This window comes from Parasphingorhabdus pacifica (genome assembly GCF_054779195.1).
The window spans coordinates 54,491-71,474 of sequence record NZ_BAAGYS010000013.1 but is presented as its reverse complement, the minus strand read 5'-3'; the positions used below and the strand labels follow the sequence as shown (position 1 = coordinate 71,474).

Annotated in this window: 19 protein-coding genes; 12 read left to right on the top strand and 7 right to left on the bottom strand. The window is 66.4% G+C overall.

Features of this window, described 5'->3' with window-relative positions:
• Window positions 1-27 precede the first annotated feature (27 nt).
• Window positions 28-1,062, top strand: a complete 1,035-nt coding sequence (locus ACYVAN_RS19910; RefSeq protein WP_460961831.1) for a LacI family DNA-binding transcriptional regulator — start codon at window positions 28-30, stop codon at window positions 1,060-1,062.
• 102 nt (window positions 1,063-1,164) lie between these two features.
• Here the strand turns inward: ACYVAN_RS19910 and ACYVAN_RS19905 are convergent, their stop codons facing one another.
• The gene (locus tag ACYVAN_RS19905; protein WP_460961829.1) at window positions 1,165-1,824 is read right to left on the bottom strand and encodes a TetR/AcrR family transcriptional regulator; all 660 of its coding nucleotides are present in this window, start codon (window positions 1,822-1,824) and stop codon (window positions 1,165-1,167) included.
• A 186-nt stretch (window positions 1,825-2,010) separates the two neighbouring features.
• Between ACYVAN_RS19905 and ACYVAN_RS19900 the strand changes: the two genes are divergently transcribed.
• Window positions 2,011-3,294 (top strand): MFS transporter, encoded by a 1,284-nt coding sequence (locus tag ACYVAN_RS19900; RefSeq protein WP_460961827.1) that lies wholly within the window; start codon window positions 2,011-2,013, stop codon window positions 3,292-3,294.
• 166 nt (window positions 3,295-3,460) lie between these two features.
• Window positions 3,461-4,546, top strand: a complete 1,086-nt coding sequence (locus ACYVAN_RS19895) for an NAD(P)/FAD-dependent oxidoreductase (RefSeq protein WP_460961825.1) — start codon at window positions 3,461-3,463, stop codon at window positions 4,544-4,546.
• A 269-nt stretch (window positions 4,547-4,815) separates the two neighbouring features.
• Here the strand turns inward: ACYVAN_RS19895 and ACYVAN_RS19890 are convergent, their stop codons facing one another.
• The gene (locus ACYVAN_RS19890) at window positions 4,816-5,643 is read right to left on the bottom strand and encodes an SDR family oxidoreductase (RefSeq protein ID WP_460961823.1); all 828 of its coding nucleotides are present in this window, start codon (window positions 5,641-5,643) and stop codon (window positions 4,816-4,818) included.
• A gap of 120 nt (window positions 5,644-5,763) precedes the next feature.
• Between ACYVAN_RS19890 and soxR the strand changes: the two genes are divergently transcribed.
• Window positions 5,764-6,219 (top strand): redox-sensitive transcriptional activator SoxR, encoded by a 456-nt coding sequence (gene soxR, locus ACYVAN_RS19885; protein WP_460961821.1) that lies wholly within the window; start codon window positions 5,764-5,766, stop codon window positions 6,217-6,219.
• Here the strand turns inward: soxR and ACYVAN_RS19880 are convergent.
• Complete coding sequence (locus ACYVAN_RS19880; RefSeq protein WP_460961917.1) at window positions 6,107-6,466, bottom strand: MFS transporter; 360 nt, start codon at window positions 6,464-6,466, stop codon at window positions 6,107-6,109. The two genes, soxR and ACYVAN_RS19880, sit on opposite strands and share 113 nt — an antisense overlap.
• 687 nt (window positions 6,467-7,153) lie before the next feature.
• Between ACYVAN_RS19880 and ACYVAN_RS19875 the strand changes: the two genes are divergently transcribed.
• The 4 genes from ACYVAN_RS19875 (at window position 7,154) to ACYVAN_RS19860 (ending at window position 12,118) form a co-directional block, all read left to right on the top strand.
• Complete coding sequence (locus ACYVAN_RS19875) at window positions 7,154-7,870, top strand: M50 family metallopeptidase (RefSeq protein ID WP_460961819.1); 717 nt, start codon at window positions 7,154-7,156, stop codon at window positions 7,868-7,870.
• Between the two features lie 64 nt (window positions 7,871-7,934).
• On the top strand, window positions 7,935-8,864 hold the full coding sequence (locus ACYVAN_RS19870; RefSeq protein ID WP_460961817.1) for an oxidoreductase: 930 nt from the start codon (window positions 7,935-7,937) through the stop codon (window positions 8,862-8,864).
• 141 nt (window positions 8,865-9,005) lie between these two features.
• The gene (locus ACYVAN_RS19865) at window positions 9,006-9,818 is read left to right on the top strand and encodes an SAM-dependent methyltransferase (RefSeq protein ID WP_460961815.1); all 813 of its coding nucleotides are present in this window, start codon (window positions 9,006-9,008) and stop codon (window positions 9,816-9,818) included.
• Window positions 9,819-9,964: 146 nt separating this feature from the next.
• Entirely contained in the window at window positions 9,965-12,118 is a 2,154-nt protein-coding gene (locus ACYVAN_RS19860; RefSeq protein WP_460961813.1) for a putative bifunctional diguanylate cyclase/phosphodiesterase, read from the top strand.
• 97 nt (window positions 12,119-12,215) lie between these two features.
• Here the strand turns inward: ACYVAN_RS19860 and ACYVAN_RS19855 are convergent, their stop codons facing one another.
• Window positions 12,216-13,607: an LVIVD repeat-containing protein gene (locus ACYVAN_RS19855; protein WP_460961811.1), complete on the bottom strand. Its 1,392-nt coding sequence runs from the start codon at window positions 13,605-13,607 to the stop codon at window positions 12,216-12,218.
• A gap of 251 nt (window positions 13,608-13,858) precedes the next feature.
• On the opposite strand from ACYVAN_RS19855, the gene ACYVAN_RS19850 reads away from it, so the two are divergent.
• Complete coding sequence (locus ACYVAN_RS19850; protein ID WP_460961809.1) at window positions 13,859-14,530, top strand: DUF305 domain-containing protein; 672 nt, start codon at window positions 13,859-13,861, stop codon at window positions 14,528-14,530.
• 116 nt (window positions 14,531-14,646) lie between these two features.
• Here ACYVAN_RS19850 and ACYVAN_RS19845 read toward each other — a convergent pair whose 3' ends face one another.
• The 3 genes from ACYVAN_RS19845 to ACYVAN_RS19835 form a co-directional block, all read right to left on the bottom strand.
• Window positions 14,647-14,838 carry a DUF397 domain-containing protein gene (locus tag ACYVAN_RS19845; RefSeq protein WP_460961807.1) on the bottom strand — a complete coding sequence of 64 codons (192 nt, stop codon included), beginning with the start codon at window positions 14,836-14,838 and terminating at the stop codon, window positions 14,647-14,649.
• Window positions 14,839-15,100: 262 nt separating this feature from the next.
• Window positions 15,101-15,295 (bottom strand): DUF397 domain-containing protein, encoded by a 195-nt coding sequence (locus ACYVAN_RS19840; RefSeq protein WP_460961805.1) that lies wholly within the window; start codon window positions 15,293-15,295, stop codon window positions 15,101-15,103.
• Complete coding sequence (locus ACYVAN_RS19835; RefSeq protein WP_460961803.1) at window positions 15,292-16,146, bottom strand: helix-turn-helix domain-containing protein; 855 nt, start codon at window positions 16,144-16,146, stop codon at window positions 15,292-15,294. The genes ACYVAN_RS19840 and ACYVAN_RS19835 overlap by 4 nt, the downstream gene beginning before the upstream one ends.
• 157 nt (window positions 16,147-16,303) lie before the next feature.
• Here ACYVAN_RS19835 and ACYVAN_RS19830 point away from each other — a divergent pair, with 157 nt between their 5' ends.
• The 3 genes from ACYVAN_RS19830 to ACYVAN_RS19820 all read left to right on the top strand — a co-directional run bounded on the left by ACYVAN_RS19830 (window position 16,304) and on the right by ACYVAN_RS19820 (window position 16,982).
• Window positions 16,304-16,426, top strand: coding sequence for a hypothetical protein (locus tag ACYVAN_RS19830; RefSeq protein ID WP_460961802.1), 123 nt, complete (start codon window positions 16,304-16,306; stop codon window positions 16,424-16,426).
• Window positions 16,427-16,575: 149 nt separating this feature from the next.
• Window positions 16,576-16,740 (top strand): hypothetical protein, encoded by a 165-nt coding sequence (locus ACYVAN_RS19825; protein WP_460961800.1) that lies wholly within the window; start codon window positions 16,576-16,578, stop codon window positions 16,738-16,740.
• Window positions 16,737-16,982 (top strand): hypothetical protein, encoded by a 246-nt coding sequence (locus ACYVAN_RS19820; protein ID WP_460961798.1) that lies wholly within the window; start codon window positions 16,737-16,739, stop codon window positions 16,980-16,982. The genes ACYVAN_RS19825 and ACYVAN_RS19820 overlap by 4 nt, the downstream gene beginning before the upstream one ends.
• The last annotated feature ends 2 nt before the right edge of the window (window positions 16,983-16,984 follow it).

Here is a 16,984-nt window from a genome sequence, read left to right as displayed (position 1 = left end):
TGTTGGTGACGTGGCGTGATAGATACGGTGAGCGCGGAAACCGTTTACAGCAGCAGGTTGGGGGAGTGGGTGGACGTCACGATCCACGACGTGGCCGCGCGGGCGGGTGTCTCGGTCGCGACGGCTTCCCGGGCGTTGTCCGGTCAGCGGGGCGTGCGGGAGGAGAACCGCAACCGGGTGCTGTCCGCGGCCGACGAGCTCTCCTACGAACCCAACGTGGTGGCCGCGGCGTTGCGCAGCCGCACCACGCACACGATCGGCATGCTCGTGCCCAGGGTGTCGAATCCGTTCTTCGCCACGCTGGTCGAAACCGTCGAGCGACAGCTCCAGGGTGGGCAGCGCAGCCTGCTGCTGGCCAACTCGCACTACCGGCCTGAGGTCGAGCAGCAGCAGGTGAGGGCACTGCTGGATCGCCGGGTCGATGCGCTGGTGGTGATCCCGTGCCACCGGGAGCACAGCCTGGATGCGATGGACGTGGCGTCCTCCCGGGTGCCCACGATCCAGCTCGATCTCCACGTCGACGGCCCGACGAGGAGCTGGGTCGGGGTCGACAACGAGGCGGGCATGTTCCAAGTGGTCGAGCACCTGGTGGGGCGCGGTGCGCGGAGTCTCGCCTACGTCGGTTCGCAGCCTACCGATTCCTCCGCGCAGGCCCGGCTGGACGGCTACCGGCGGGCGGCCGAGCTCCGGGTCGGCGCGCACGGCGAGACGCTGTTGGGCGACTTCAGCAAGGAGTGGGGGCAGCAGGCGGCCGAGCGACTCCGGCGGGCGGGTTTGCCCGATGCGGTGGTCTGCGGCAACGACACCATCGCGATGGGCGTGCTCGGGTCGTTCGCGCACAGTGGCGTGCGGGTTCCCGAGGACGTGCTGGTGACGGGGTTCGACGATATCCCCTACGCGGAGCTGTCCCAGCCGCCGTTGACGACGGTGCGCCAGCCGCAGGAGCAGCTGGCCGCCGAGGTGGTCCGGATGCTCGGGGCTGCCGCGGGGGGTGACAGCGCGCCGCAGCGGATCGCGATCTCGCCCGAGCTGCGGGTTCGCTCGTCGACCGGTGGCTGCTGACTATCGTCGCTGGCCAGGTGGGCGCAGGACGAGAAGGGCGCTGGCGGTACCGGTCGGGTCGGGACGTTCGGTGGCGGCCGCGCCCGGCCGGAGTGGCGGAAGTCAGGGAACCGACAGCGCGAGGCTTTCGGGGATGGCATCGAAGGCTTCTTCGACACGGCGCACCAGTGACTCGCGGCCGCCGAAGCCGCGGTGGCCGCTGTAGCCACGCCCGGCTACCCAGTTCTTGGCCCCGCAGCGCCACGCGCTGAGCGAGAACTCGCCGAGCAACCGCAGCCGCACGTCGACACGGCTGTCGATGCAGAGTTTGCGTTCCAATTCGCCGACCAGTCGCTCTTGAACGTTGATGGACGACAGCACGCTGTGGTCGCGCAAGGCCGGCGTGCGCGCGGCGAGGCGGCGAGTGGCGATGAAGCGCCGATCCCAGTCGTCCCCCATGCGCAGGATCGAAGCGGACAGCGCATCCCGGAGTGCCGTGAGGACCGGGCCGTGAAGTTCGCGTCCTACTGCTTCGGACACGTAGGCGTCCCACAGCTCCGACTCCGCGGCCATGGCGACATCCTCCTTGGAAGCGAAGTTCCGGAAGAACGTTCGCTTGGAGACCTCGACCTCCTCGACCAGAGCGTCCAACGTCGTGGCGTCGAAACCGTTGTCGAGGAATAACCGCAACGCCGTGTCAGCCAGTGCGCGCCGGGTGCGCAGCTTTTTGCGCTCGCGCAACGGCAGCGATGGTTCTGTCGGGGTAGAGGCGTCCGAGGTCATCAGTGGTCAGTCTAGCGCCTGACACTCAACATGCCCCTGGATAGCGGACGCCACTCGTGCTACTTTGCCACCGAGTGGCATTATTGGCGCTCCTCGCGGAATCGACGCTCCAAGGCCGAGGCGGCTCGGGCTACCAGGCAGTCCGGTTCCGCCGTCGTTGTCCGCCCACGCCCGCTGGAGCGCCCGATGCCCTCGCACCCACCGGCCGACACCGCAGCGAGCAGGAGCGGGCGGATTACGCTCGCCCTGCTCCTGCTCCTGCTCGCTTCGACGCTCGGAGTGATGGCGGGCTCGATCGTCGTGCCCGTGCTGGAGGTGATCCGCTCCGATCTCGGTGTGAGCGGTACGGCGGCGGGCCTGATCATCACCGCCCACGGGCTGGCGATCGCTCTGTCCAGCCCGTTGATGGGACGGATGATCGACCGGTGGGGTGTCCGGAGACCGTTGGCGGGAGGACTGCTGCTGTACGGCATCGCAGGCGGCGCTGGAATGTTCGTAACGTCCTACCCCGCTCTGATCGCCAGCCGACTCGTCTTCGGCATCGGCGCGGCAGCCGTGTTCACCGGCACGACGGTGGCCCTGCTGTCGCTCTATCGCGGCCCCGGGCAGGATCGAGTCATGGGCTGGCGGACGACGGCCACCAGCCTGGGCGGGCTGATCTGGCCACTGCTCGGCGGCGCTCTCGGGGGCATTTCCTGGCACGCTCCGTTCGGGATCTACCTCGTCGGCATCCCCATCGGCGTCGCCGCGCTGCTGGTCCTGCCGGAGGAGACCGAGGCGGACCACTCCCGTCAGGACCGCGGAGCTTTTCGACTGCTGCGCTGGTATCCGTCGCTGCTCACCTGCTACGGATTGCTCGTCGCCAGTGCCGTTTTCATGTACGCGCTTGCCGTCTTTCTCCCCCAACGTCTGGCGGTTCTCCACATCGAGGAACCGCTGTTGGTGGCCGTGTACTCCGTGGTGGCCGCAGCCGCCACGACGAGCCTGGTGGGACTGGGATACGGCACGCTCTCGGCGAAACTCGGATATCGGGCGCTTCTCCGCACGGCAGCCGGAGCATGGGTGGCGGCCTTCCTCGTCCTCGGCACGGTGAGCCAGCCCGTTCTTCTGCTCGCCGCGCCTGTCCTGTTCGGTCTGGGCCAAGCGCTCGCGGTCCCCACGCTGACCATCTTGGTCGGCAAGCGGGCACCGTCCCACCAGCGCGGCCAAGCCACCTCGCTGACCGGCACCGCCGTCTTCGCGGGCCAATTTCTCTCACCGCTGCTGATCGGGCCTCTCGTCGGTGCCACCTCGATCACGACGGGCTTCCTCGCCGCAGGAGGAGTGGCAGGACTGATCCTGCTCGCGCTGCTCGTCGTGAACATATCCGGACCGGACGACGACCCCGGAAACGCACGGGTCGTGGCATCGCAGAACGTCGGGGCGGAACATCCACGCCCCACGGAGCACAGCGGGACCGAGCAACCATGAGTGACCTCACTCGCAGCTCCGTGGAGAAGCGTTCCGACTCGGCTTTGAGTCGCCGGACCAGCGCGCGAAGTGATCCTCGAACTTCGGCTTCGGACGCAACCGATCCACACCAATGAACAGCACATCACCAACTGTTTGTCGTATTACGAACCGGAATGGGAGAACCATGACTGCAACCGTGGCCATCATCGGCGGTGGGTACGGCGGAATCACCGCCGCCAAGGCTCTCGACGACATCGCCGAGGTCGTCCTCATCGAGCCTCGTGACACGTTCGTGCACAACGTCGCAGCGCTGCGAGCCCTCGTCGATCCCACCTGGACCGACCGGCTGTTCCTGCCCTACGACCAGCTGCTCCAGAACGGGCGGGTAATCCAGGACCGGGCCGTGCGCGTGGACGCCCAAGCGATCACCCTCGGCTCCGGGCAGCACGTCGAAGCCGACTACGTCGTGCTGGCTTCCGGTTCGTCGTACCCGTTCCCGGCCAAGGTGGACGTGTTCGACAGTGCGACGGCGAAGACGAAACTGCGGGCCACGCATGAGGAGCTGACCGGTGCGAACAGCGTCCTGTTGCTCGGGGCAGGACCGGCCGGGCTCGAACTCGCCGGTGAGATCAAGCAGGTCTGGCCGGACAAGTCCGTGACCGTCGTCGACCCCGCCGACGATCTGCTCGCGACCATGCGGTTTCCCAGCGAACTCCACTCGGAGTTGCGCCGCCAGCTCGACGAGCTCGGTGTCGAACTGATTCTCGGGACATCCCTGGCGGAACCGCCACCGTCTGACCCCGGTGAGGCCAAGACGTTCACCGCGACGACCCACTCCGGTCAGCAGATCACCGCTGACATCTGGTTCCGCTGCCACGGCGTCGTGCCGAGCACCGACTACCTCGCCGAGGACCTGGCGGCGGCGCGGCTGGCCAACGGTCAGCTGGACCTCACCGCCGAACTGCGACTTCCCGGACACGAGCACATTTTCGCGATCGGCGATGTCACCGCCGTACCGGAAGCCAAGATGGCCAAGGCCGCCGAACTGCACGCCGGCGTGGTCGCGACCAACATCCGCTCGCTCATCCAGCAGGGCGGGGAGCTTGCCACCTACGAGCCCGCACCGCCGGGAATCTCACTGCCCCTGGGCACAGCGGGAGGGGTCTCCTACGCTCCCTCGGTCGGCGTGGTGGGTGCCGACCAAACCTCGCAGCTCAAGGGCATGCACCTCCGCCACGAGGTCTACACTGAGCTGCTCAACCTGTCGTGAACCACCAGCGGCCGGTGAGGTTTACCCGTCTGCGCGGGGCGTCGACAGTCGGCCTTGGTGTGGGGGCAGGGCATAAAAGTCCGAAGTGATGGGCGGGGTGCAGGACTATGCGCTGGTTCTGCACCCCGCTGAACCTCGATGGAACTCTGGTGAGTACCGATTGCGTCGCCGATTCCCCGTGTGTGAAGCGCTCGCCGGATCTTCTTGCGAGAAGTCTCCCCACGCTCATGTGGACAGCGTGGACACCTCACGTGGTGCTCGGTTTGGCGTCAGCGAAACTGCTCGATATTGTCGAGAGCCCACTGAGCGAATGTCCGAGCGCGAGTGCCCGCGATAGCTTCTACAGTGGACTTCACGCCGGGACCGCCGCCGAAGGAGTCCTCACTGGTCATGTCATCGGCGATTTCCGCGGGCATGTACCGCATCATCTGTTCACGGGCTTGTTCCCGGGTCATTTCCTCGAACCGGATCTCGGTACCCAGAACCTCGCTGAGCGCGCGCACTCGACCCCGCGGAGTGGTGTCTTCCGGCCCGGTGAGTGCGTAGGTCTGCCCGGCGTGTCCGTCCTCGCTCACCACGCGGGCACCCGCCGAGGCGATGTCCAGCGGGTCGATGACCGGTGACGTCGCGTCGGCTCCGTACGTCCGAACGAGTCCGTGGTCACGGATGGAGGGCGCCCACCACAGCGCGTTCGACGCGAATTCCCAGGGACGCAGGATGGTCCAATCGATCCGGCTGTCCTGCAGGAGCTTCTCCCCGGCCAGGGCGGAACGTCCGATGAAGGAGTCCGGATGGGTTTCGGCCAGCAGGGAGGACACGAGGACGACCCGGTCAACGCCGGACTCATTGGCGATCCGCAACAGACCACCCAGGTCCGCGTCACCGGGTAGGATCAGGAAGACCTTCCGCACTCCCAGGAAGGCGTCGCGAAGCGATTCCGCTTGGGACACGTCGCCCGCGAACAGCTCTACCGATCCGGAAGTTTCCCCGATCTTTTCGGGGTGCCGGGCCACCGCACGAACAGCCACACCTTGGTCGGCCAGCCGGGTCACGAGCGGCATGCCCACGTTGCCGGTGACACCTGTTATCAGAATCATCTCTCTCCTTCGTCAACACTACGGGGACAGTCGGGCGTCCGTCTGGAGGGTGGCGTTTTCATTAAAGAACTTGACCAGTTTGGGCTTTAGTATCCGAATCAGTGTGCGACGATCACAGGTATGGGCGAAGTGAACCCGGGTCGGTCGGAACTCAGCGTCGGGCAGCTCTCCGAACGCAGCGGGGTGTCGATCTCGGCACTGCATTTCTACGAGCGAAAAAACCTCATCAAGAGCCGGCGGACCCCGGGAAATCAGCGACGCTTCCGACGGGACACGTTGCGCCGGGTGGCGTTGATCCGAATCGCCCAGCGCGTCGGCATTCCGCTCGCTACGGTCCGGGAAGCGCTCGACGAGCTTCCGCTATGCAAACCACCCACGAGTGCCGACTGGCAACGTCTCTCACAACAATGGCAAGCCGACCTCGAGGAGCGCATTCGCGATCTGCAGCAACTACGGGATGCGTTCACCGACTGCGTCGGCTGTGGATGTCTGTCGATCGACCGGTGCCGCCTGGCGAATCCCTACGACGAGCTGGGACGCAAGGGGCCGGGTGCTCGCCGGTTGGCGGGATCCTGAGGTACGTATCTACAACGCCTGCTCGGTCCGGATTACGAAACGATGCTATGAACACGCTCTTGCGGTTGTAGAGATCGCCGAGCTTGCCCCACAGCGGAGTGGTGACCGCCGTTGCGAGGGTGTAGGCGGTGATCACCCAGGCGAGGATCTTGAATCCGCCGAGTTCGTCCGCGATCGTGGGCAGCGCTGTGCCCACGATCATGAGGTCGAGATTGGCGACCAGAAACGCGATCACCAGGCCGCTCATCGCTACGTAGATCTCGCGCGGGCTCGTTGGTCGCTGCTCCTCCGCGGAGGCGGCCTGCGCTTGGGACATGGAACGGCTCCTTCGGCATCGGTACGAAGTACGAACTTTCGCCGTCGACGGCGGATCCGGCCGGCATCCACGGTTCCGGCTGGATCCGCCCCGGCCGACGAAGTACGCCTCAAGCTTCGAACCTCAAGTTGAGTTCATGTCAAGCACTCGTCGAAAACACCGACCGCTCCTTGTCTCACAGTGCATCAGCCTGGGCGGCACGTTTGTCCACAGTGGTCCTTACTCCGCGGTGGCCATGGACACCGCGGAGTCGCACATCGAGTTGGCAACAAGACAATGTCAAACGCTGAAAAGTGCGAGTCGGTTCCCGGCGGTGACGCTGTTGCCGTCACAGGTGCGATGCGAAGAGTTGCATTGACGAATCCGGACAATGTGAAGAAACTTATCAACAGCGCCAGTCGCGTTGCGGGCCCAAAAATCTACATGTCACCGCGCAGATATGCACAAACAATGCGTCATGTGCACGTCAGAATACAAGGGAACAAAAAATTCAAGAAAGAAGCACCGCTGGCGACGGTGCGCCAGCCGCAGGGGTAGCCGGCAGCTCCGGGGTGCGTCGCGGGGGTGGCACGGGCGGCCGTGTCATGCTGTCGAGTGGCAACCGCCCCCGATCGATGAGTGTCTACAGTGGACGAACTGGTGCAGCGCTGGACCGCCGAACTGCTCGATTCGGGCAACGTGCTCATGCTGGTCATCGGCCTGGTGGCAGTGGTGCTGGTCAACTACCGGAGCGCGTGGCAGTTGCTGCGCAACGTCGTGACCATCGCCCACGAAGGCGGGCACGCGGTGGTCGCCCTGCTCAGCGGCCGCAAGCTCAACGGTGTCCGACTTCACTCGGACACATCCGGCCTGACGGTCTCAACCGGACATTCCACCGGTCCGGGCATGGTGTTCACCCTCTTCGCCGGATACCCGACCGTCTCCCTGCTGGGATTGGGCGGAGCCTGGCTGGTCGCTTCCGACCGCGAGCGGCTCATGTTGTGGATCAGCATCGGCGCGCTCGCGCTCCTGCTGCTGGCCATCCGCAACGCCTACGGTGCGATCTCCGTGCTGCTGACCGGGGGAGTGGTCTTCGCCGTTTCCTGGTACGCCACACCGGCATGGCAAGCGATGTGCTGCGTGCTCTTCAGCTGGTTCCTGCTGCTTGGCGGGATCCGTCCGATCGCCGAGCTGCACTCGAAGCGGCGCCGGGGCAACGCCGCGAACTCCGACGCCGACCAGCTCGCCCGCCTGACCGGATTCCCGGCCACCGGCTGGTTGACCATCTGGATGCTCATCGGCGTCGTTTGCCTCGTCGTGGGCGGGCGCTGGCTGCTGCTGATCCCGCAAGTGTGAGACGTGCCCCTCGCTGCTCGCGGTGCTGTTGCTTTGGTCGGCCCGCCCACAGCAGTATTGCGGCGTGACGACATCGATCTCCGACTCCCACCATCGTCCCGACCCCGCCGAGTCCGTGCGCTGGCAGCTCACCGATGACCTCTCAGTGGGGCGAGTCGGTTTCGGAGCGATGCAGCTGGCGGGGCCGGGCGTGTTCGGGCCGCCCGCTGACCGCGACGCGGCCCGTGGAATTCTCCGCCGCGCTGTGGAGTTGGGAATCGACCACATCGACACCAGCGATTTCTACGGTCCGTGGGTGGTCAACGAGCTGATCGCCGAAGCTCTGCACCCCTACGGTGACGAACTCGCGCTGGCGACCAAGGTCGGCGCCTACCGCGACCGCGAGGGCGGGTTCCAGCCGCACGGCCACCCCGACGCGCTCAAGGCCCAGGTGCACGACAACCTGCGCAGGCTCCGGGTGGACTCGCTCGACCTCGTCTACCTGCGCCACATCACCGACCAGGCCGGATACACGTTCGAGGACCAGCTCGGCGCCCTCGTCGAACTCCGCGAACTCGGACTGGTTCGCTCCATCGGCCTGTCCAACGTCTCGACCGAGCAGTTCGAGCGAGCCTGCGCGGTGGCCCCGGTCGCCGCCGTCCAGAACCTCTACAACGTGGTCGACCGGACGGCTGCCGACCTGCTGGAGCGCACCCGTGAGCGCGGTATCGCATTCGTCCCGTTCTTTCCGCTCGGCTCCGGCTTCGCCGCCAGCCGCGCCCGTGATGACGACGCGCTCCGGTCGATCGCAGAGCAGCACGGAGCCTCGCAGGCGCGGATCTCGCTGGCGTGGCTACTGCACCGCTCACCGAACACACTGCTCATCCCGGGCACTTCGTCGGTCGCGCACTTGGAGGACAACGCGACCGCCGGAGAGCTCGTGCTCACCCGGTCCGAGCTGGCCGCTCTCGACGCGTTGGTCGACGACGGCGAAACCCTGGAAGTCGTGCACTGAACCAGCCGGCCCACCACGGCCGTCAACAGCTGACCCGGTCCGGGACGGGGACGGGGACGGACGTGGTGGCGCGTTGCGGCGGTTCCGATCTCACCCAGTAATCTTGCGGACACGCACACGCAGTACTACCAGGGGGCGACGGTGACGGGAGAGCACAGCTGGCTCCCGAGCGAGGTGGACGAGGACACGCCCAGCGCGGCACGACTCTACGACTACCTGCTCGGTGGGGCGTACAACTTCGCGGCCGACCGCGCGCTCGCCGAGAAGTTCCTCGCGGCGCTCCCCAGCGCGAGGGATGTGGCCAGGGTCAACCGCTCGTTCCTCCGGCGCGCCGTCGTGTACTTGAGTGAGCAGGGCATCGACCAGTTCCTGGACATCGGCTCCGGCATCCCGACCGCGGGCAACGTCCACGAGATCGCCCAGGAGGTCGATCCCGCCGCGCGCGTCGTCTACGTGGACTTGGAGCCGGTGGCCGTGGCCCACAGCCAGTTGATGCTGGAAGCCAACGAGCGCGCCACGATCGTCCAGGCCGACATGCTCGATCCGGCGGACGTCCTGAACCACCCCGCCACCACCAGACTGCTGGACTTCTCCCGGCCGATCGGGTTGATCATGGCAGGAGTGTTCCACTTCGTGCCGCACGAGGCGGACGCGCCGAAGGTCATCAGCCAGTTTCGCGAAGCGCTCGCTCCGGGTAGTTTCCTGGCCCTGTCGCACTTCACCGCCGACCGCAACCCCGAAGCGATGGCGCAGGTCGTCGAGGTGATGCGCCGGAGCGCGGACCCGGTCCACCCACGGACCCACGACGAGGTGGTCGAGCTGTTCAACGGCTTCGAACTCGTCGAACCCGGAGTGGTGGGAACCGCGTGGTGGCGGTCGGACTGTCCGGAGGACGCGATCGCCGAGTTCTCCGGCGGCGACCAGATCTACGGAGGCGTCGGCAGAAAACCCTGAAATCGACTCCGGTCCGATGCACAACGGAGCGACAAGATCGACTAGAAAAGGGAGTGGGCGGACATCGAGCCGACGGGATGCGGCGACGAACGTGACCGTGGTCGGCGGACCGGACCCGACGTGGTTTGCGAACAGGTGGGATGAGCATGTGCACTCCGGATGACCCGGCACGAGGCCGGGGTCCGGAAGGGCCGGACCGGAGCGGTGCCGAGTGGCGCGCCGAACTGGTCCGGAAGTGGGCTGCTGGGCTGGGAGCCACCTCCTACATTCCGATGTCCCGGCCGGCCTTCGAGGAATGCCTGCGGGAACTCGTCGAGCGCATCGTCTCCGCGCTCGACGAACCTTCCGAACTGGAAGGGGCCGGCCGCCACGTCGGTGCCCGGCTGGTGGAGATGCACGCCACCGGTGAGGACAGCCTGAACCGCACGCTCGACGTGCTGCGCGAGGGCCTGGGGGCCGGGTCGTCGCCCGAACACGGCGACCGCGTCCTGCGGTTGGTCACCGCGGTCGCCACCGGGTACGCCGCTGCCGATCGGGAAAGCACCTTCGCCCAGCAGGAAGCCATGAAGAAGGCCCTGCTGCGTTCCAAACTGCTCGCCGAACGAGAACTGGCCTTCAGCGAAGCCCGGTTCCGCGAGGTTTTCACGAGCACCCCGATCGGCGTGGCGATCATCGACCTCGACGGCGGGTTCGTCGAAGTCAACCCGGCGCTGGAGGAAACGCTCGGTTACCAGGTTCCCGACCTGCAGACCAAGGTCGTGTACGACCTGTTCCACGACGAGGACATCGTGTACATGAGGGCGGCCTACGCCGAGCTCGCGGCCGACGAAGGCCCCGACCGCCTGCTGGAGAGGCGTCGGATGGTGCGGGCCGACGGAGAGGTCGCCTGGACCTTGCTCGCTGTCTCGGTACTGCGCGGGCAGGACGGCAAGCCGCGCCACTTCGTGACGATGATCGAGGACATCAGCGAGCTGCACCTGCTCCAGGAACGCTTCCAGTACCAAGCCCTGCACGACGCGATGACCGGACTTCCCAACCGCCAGTTCTTCCGCACCAGGCTGGAGGCCGCGCTCGGTAGCCTTCCGAAGGATTCCGCGCTCGCGCTGTACCACCTCGGTCTGGACGGTTTCCAGCTCATCAACGACGGTCTGGGCTACGAGGTCGGCGACACGATCATCAAGTCGGTCGCGCGGCGGTTGGAGCAGCTCATCGATGGTGAGACCGGCATGGTCGCCCGCTTCGGCGGTACCGAATTCGCCGTCCTGCTCCAGGAGAAGGCCGACACGCCATCGGTTTCGCAGTTCGCGGCCCTGATCAACGAGGAGCTCTCCGAACCCACCTACGTCGGCGAGCACGGCATCGCGACCTCGGCCAGCATCGGCGTGGTGCGGAGCGCGGTCTCCGAAGGGGACCCGGCGAGCATGATCTGGTCCGCCGATGTGGCCCTGCGCCGAGCCGAAGCCGCGGGAAAGCGGCAGTGGGCCCTGTTCGACCCGGGGCGCGCGCCGCACGAGCGGATCGAAGCGAAGCTGGCGGCGATCATGCCCGGTGCGCTCGAACTGGGCGAGTTCGAGATCTGCTACCAGCCGTTGCTGAGCATGCCGGACCGTTCCGTGGTGGCGTTGCGTGCTCAACTGGAGTGGGAACCCGCTGATCACGAACGACTCGAACACGCGGAATGCCTGCGGCTCGCGGAACGTTCGGGCGTCACGCTGTCGCTGCGGGATTGGGTGCTGCGCAGCGCGTGGGAGCAGCTCGCCACGTGGCACCGGGCGGGGCACCGGGTTCGCCTGGTGGTCGGGTTGAGCCGGAACCAAGCGCAGGACCCGGACCTGGTGGCCGCGGTGCGCGCCGTGCTCGACGACGAGAAACTCGATCCCGACTGGTTGCGGCTGTGCGTTCCGATGGCGTCGCTGCGGGCGGAGTCCGGGGATGCCAGGGACAACGTGCACACCCTCAACGCGATGGGGGTGCAGACCGCGCTGCACGGCTTCGGTGGTTCTCCCGAAGAGCTCCGCCAGGTACGGGAACTTCCATTGCGCATGGTCGTGTTGGCCGAGGAGCTGGTGCACTTGGTGCACGAGACGACCGACCCGAAGGCTCCCGAGGTGCAGGCGGTGGCACGACTCGTGCCGTTGGTGCGGGAATGCGGCACCGGCCTCGCCGTCAGCGGCGTGACCGCCCCGGAGCAGGCCGAGCTGTGGCAGGGGATGGGCTGCGAGATCGGCGTCGGTTCGGGGCTGGCAACGGCTCTGCCGCCCCGCGACGTTCCCGCTTTCCTGGCGGACGGCGGATCGTAGCGCGGATCAGCGCGTCGCCTCCGGGCGAGGTCGACGCGCGCAGAACCGGCCCCGTCCACGAGGTGCGGAGGGGGCCGGTTGTCTACTCGATCAGGGCTCAGCGACCGTAGACCGGCTGGGTCTGCGGGTTGAACTCCTCGTACCGGACCTTCTTGGCCGGTGCCGTGCGCGGGTCACGGATGTCCAGCACGTCCAGGCCCTCCTGGATACCGCTGGAGTAGATGTGGCCGTTGTAGTAGTACGCCGACCACGAACCGGCGATCCGGAGATCTTCCGAGAAGGGGCTGCGGTCGAAGTAGCCGATTTCGTGCGGGTTCGCCGAGTCGGTGAAGTCCCACACCGAAACGCCGCCCTGGTACCAGGCCTGGACCATGATGTCGCGGCCTTCGACGGGAATCAGCGAGCCGTTGTGCGCCACGCAGTTCTCGGAATCGGCCTGGTGGCGCGGGATCTTGTAGTAGCTCTGGAACTGTAGCTGGGCGTTGTCTCCGGAGCCGTTGATGTTGTAGACGCCGTTGGCGCCGCGTTTCGAGCCGACCTCGGTGTTGCAGGTCGCCGCACCGCCACCACCGAGTTCGTCGGTGAACACGACCTTGTCGCCGGTGTTGTTGAACGTAGCGGAATGCCAGAACGCGAAGTTCTCATCGTCGCGCACCTGGTTGATGACCCGCGGCTTCTCGCGGTCGGAGATGTCCAGCAGCACACCGTCACCCATGCAGGCACCCGCTGCCAGGTCCTTCTCGGGGAAGGCGGTGATGTCGTGACATCCGGTCGTTTCGCGGGAGCCGTCCTCGCCGCCCGGGTTGCCGCCGTCCGGGAACAGCACCGGTGCGTCGATCAGCTTCGGCTCCGCCGGGTTCTCCAGCGGTACCTCGACGATGGAGATCTTGTCGTGCGGCGGCTGGCAGTTCGGGAACTCCTCGCTCGGACTGTAGGAGGAGATGTAGAGGTAGACGGACTCGCCGGCCTTGTCCGGAACCAGCGTGTGGGTGTGCGAACCGCAGTCGGTCGGGACCGCCGAGACGTAGCGCGGCTTGGCCGGGTCGCTGACGTCGAAGACCTTGATGCCTTCCCAGGCGTCGGGGTCGGACGCGGTCGCCTCTTCGCTCTGGCAGGTGTCGTTGCTGCGCGGGTAGTCGGTCGAGACGAACAGCAGGTCACCGCTGATGGAAACGTCACCCTGACCGCCGGGGCACGCGACTTGGCTGACGATGCTCGGCTTCCGCGGGTTCTTGATGTCGTAGACGACGAAGCCGTCGTAGTTGCCGACGTAGGCGTGATCGCCCTTGAACGCGATGTCGGTTCCGTAGGCGTCGACGTTGTCGAACGGCGCCTGCTTGGGCAGGTTCGCGAGCTGCTTGATGTTGTCGCTGTGCACGACTTCGCGATCGTTCGCGGACGCCGAGGCCACGGATGCCCCGGAAGCCTCTTCCGGCTTCTCGTGCGGTGGCGTCGCAGCCGACGTCGGCGCCAACACCAGCCCGAGCACCAGCGGAACAACACCGACCAGTGTTCCTGCGGCTCGGCGCCGTGAGCCCGCAGGCCCAGGGCGACGTCTGGAATTCGAGATCAAGCCAACCACGCTCCATGTTCGGCGATTCGGTTGTAGAGCAGCGCTGCGGAGCCCCAGTCGCGCAGAGCGATCAGCGGTATCGACATAGCGCTGCGGATCAGTATGTTGTGCCGAAGGTGGTTGACCCAATAGGCCGGTTGGACGCACTTTGGGAGAAGGAAGGCGTTATGTCCGGAAGTGCAGTGACATCGCGGAAAATCGTCACCGGATTGGCGGTCGTGCTCGCGGCGGGGACGTTAGTAGGCTGTTCGGCCGCCGAGCCGGAAGCGCCGGAGTCACCGGAAGCGAAGGCGCCGGTTGTTCAGCCGGGTGCGCCTGGTGACGAGCCGCGGGTGGTCGACGAAGCCGAGCTGCGGGAGCAGGAGTCGAGCGAGCGGTCGGTCGAGGCGGAAGCCGAGTACGTGCGGATGATGATCCCGCACCACCAGCAGGCCATCGAGATGACCGAGATGGCTCCCGATCGTGTCGAGAACGCTCAAGTCCGGGCGTTGGCCGAACGCATCGGCGGGGCGCAAGGACCGGAGATCGAGGCGATGCGCGGGTGGCTGTCGAGCCACGGTTTGGCTGAGCACACCGGTCACGGCGACGACCACTCGAACATGGCGGGAATGGCTTCGCCCGAAGAGCTCGCCCGGTTGGAGGCGTCGAGCGGTGCCGAGTTCGACCGGCTCTTCCTGCGGTTGATGACCACCCACCACGAGGGCGCGGTGACCATGGCGACCGACGTGATGACCGAGGGAACCGACGAGCAGGTGCACGGGATGGCCCAGGACGTCATCGCCTCGCAGACCGACGAGATCGTCACCATGCAGCGGATGCTGGCCGACATGGCCCCTTGACCGGCGATGCCCGGCGGTGCGTCGATCCGCGAGAGGTCGACGCACCGCCGGGCATGAAACGACCCCTGGGCACCGCTAGAACTCAAGCGGTGCCCAGGGTCGTTCTTGTGCGTCGGTCAGCCGTCGAAACGGTTCGACTTCACCGCGTCGACGAACGCGGCCCACTGCTCGCGGTTGGTGGTGAAGTAGCCGAGCGAACGGTCTTTGGTGTCGCGGACGGCGGCGCCGTCGCCAACGCGGCCGACCTCGACACAGCTCGACGTCTTCGAACGGGCCGACTTCCGCCAGTTAGTTGGGGGTGTCGTCATTGCTGGTTTTCCTCCATCTCAGTAGCACAATGCGCGATGAGATCGGCGGAATCGGCTGGACTCATCGCTGTCGAACGGAGGTTAGTCGCCGCGTCTTGGTAGCTGCGAGCGTCTCCCGTGCTGGAGAGGAATGCCGACGACATTTTCAGCAGGTGGTGGCGCTTGCGGGTGTCGTCGTGGTGATCGGTTGGCGCCGACCTCGATAGTCGCATGAAACGACCCCCGGCACCGAGGATGCCCGGGGGTCGTTTGCGTGTGTTGGTCAGCGGTCGAAACGGTTCGACTTCACCGCGTCGACGAACGCGGCCCACTGCTCGCGGTTGGTGGTGAAGTAGCCGAGCGAACGGTCTTTGGTGTCGCGGACGGCGGCGCCGTCGCCAACGCGGCCGACCTCGACACAGCTGCTATTTGGACCGGAACGCGTGGACTTGCGCCACCCGCTTGGTGCTGTCGTCATGACTGGTAACTCCCTTCCAGTTCTTGCGCAATTGCGGCCATGAGCTCTGTCGACTGTTCGGGGCTCATGGCCGGGCGCGTGAGCGTATCGGCCGCATCTCGGTACGCCTGCACGTCATTCGTGTCGTACAGGAACGCCGGCCCTCGGTAGTGCTCCAGATGCACGATCGGCGCGGCCTTTGGGAACTCGTACAGCACGAATGCGCCGTCGTGCGCCAGGGTCCATCGTTTCAGGTCCGAAGGCAGCACGTGCATGGTGATGTTCGGCCGTTCCGATAGGTCGATCAGATGCCGCACTTGCTCGGCCATGACAGATTCCCCGCCGATCGCATCCCGTACGGCGCGCTCGGCAAGGATCACGTCGACATGCCGCGGCTCGTCGAGTGCGGCGGCTCGTGCCATGCGCAATTCGACGCGGACGTCCTTTTCGTCCGCGGGAAGACTCGACATCATCTCTCGCGCGTAGGCGCGCGTCTGCATGGGACCGGGCACGAGCATCGGTGCCACGTGCACGATGCGCTCGGCGGCGCGGTCGAACTCCGATAGCTCGATCAGGTGCCGGTGCAGCCCCTTCGAGCCGTCGGCGATCATGTTGGGCTCACTGGCGGTGGCCGCGAAGTCGACGATTTCGTCGTATCTGGCTCCGGTGACTCCGAGCGTGCCAGCCACTCTCGCCACATATTCCGGCCGTGGTGCGCGTTCACCGCGTTCGTAGCGCGAGACCGTGCCGGGTGCGACATCGAGCAGTTTCGCCAGGTCGCGCACGGTCATCGACGCCTGCTCGCGTAGCTCGCGCAGTTCTGCGCCGAGGAGACGCGCCTTGGGTGTGTGTCCGTCGGTGGCTCCGGGCATGAGTCAGAGCCTAGGTGACCTGTGGGTGTGTGACTACACCCAATCGGATCATTGCCTAGTTGGCTCCGGAGTCGCAAGATTGACTCCGGATACGCGATGTCGATGGCCCGAGCTCCCGCTCCCAATATCGACATCGAGCCCAAGAGTATCCGCCAACGTGACTTACGACACAGGGGGACACATGGGCTTGCAACTGATCGTGTTCGTTGGAGCGCTGGTCGTGCTGCTGGGCGTACTCGCCTGGGGGCCCGAAGAACCGCGTCCCGACAAGTCCGAATAGCTCCACAGGTGGCGGTTGAGTGCAGACCGATGTTCCTACCACCTGCCCCACGCCCGTCGACGGTTGCGAGCACATGGCGCCCTGTCGACACCCGATCACGACGAGGGGGACGTATGTCCACATGCCACAGTGGGCGGCTCGCCCGTACAATGCGGCTCGCGATTTTCATGCTCGCTACGGCGGTCGAGGACGTCGAGGCCGGTCTCTACAGTGCCGCCGAACTCGACGAGAAGGCCGACGCGCTGCAGGCTCTCGCCGACCAACTACGGGGTGGGTCGGCACCGGTGATCGAGCCGCGCGAGGAGTGCCGGTGACCGCCGCACACAGCCTGCCGATGGCGTGGCTCTACGTGGCCAGCGCGGACGGCCCGATCACGGTGCGGTGGGGCAGAGGCGACGGGTTTCTCACCGTCCACAGTGGTGACCGCCGCGGCGAGCATTCGGACGGCTATCTGGTCGACACGGTTCGGGTGGGTGGCGACTGGCGTGGCGACGAGGACATCGCGGCGCAAGCACGGAAGTGGTTGACGCGGCGCGCCGGGAAGCGCGCCCGCTGAAC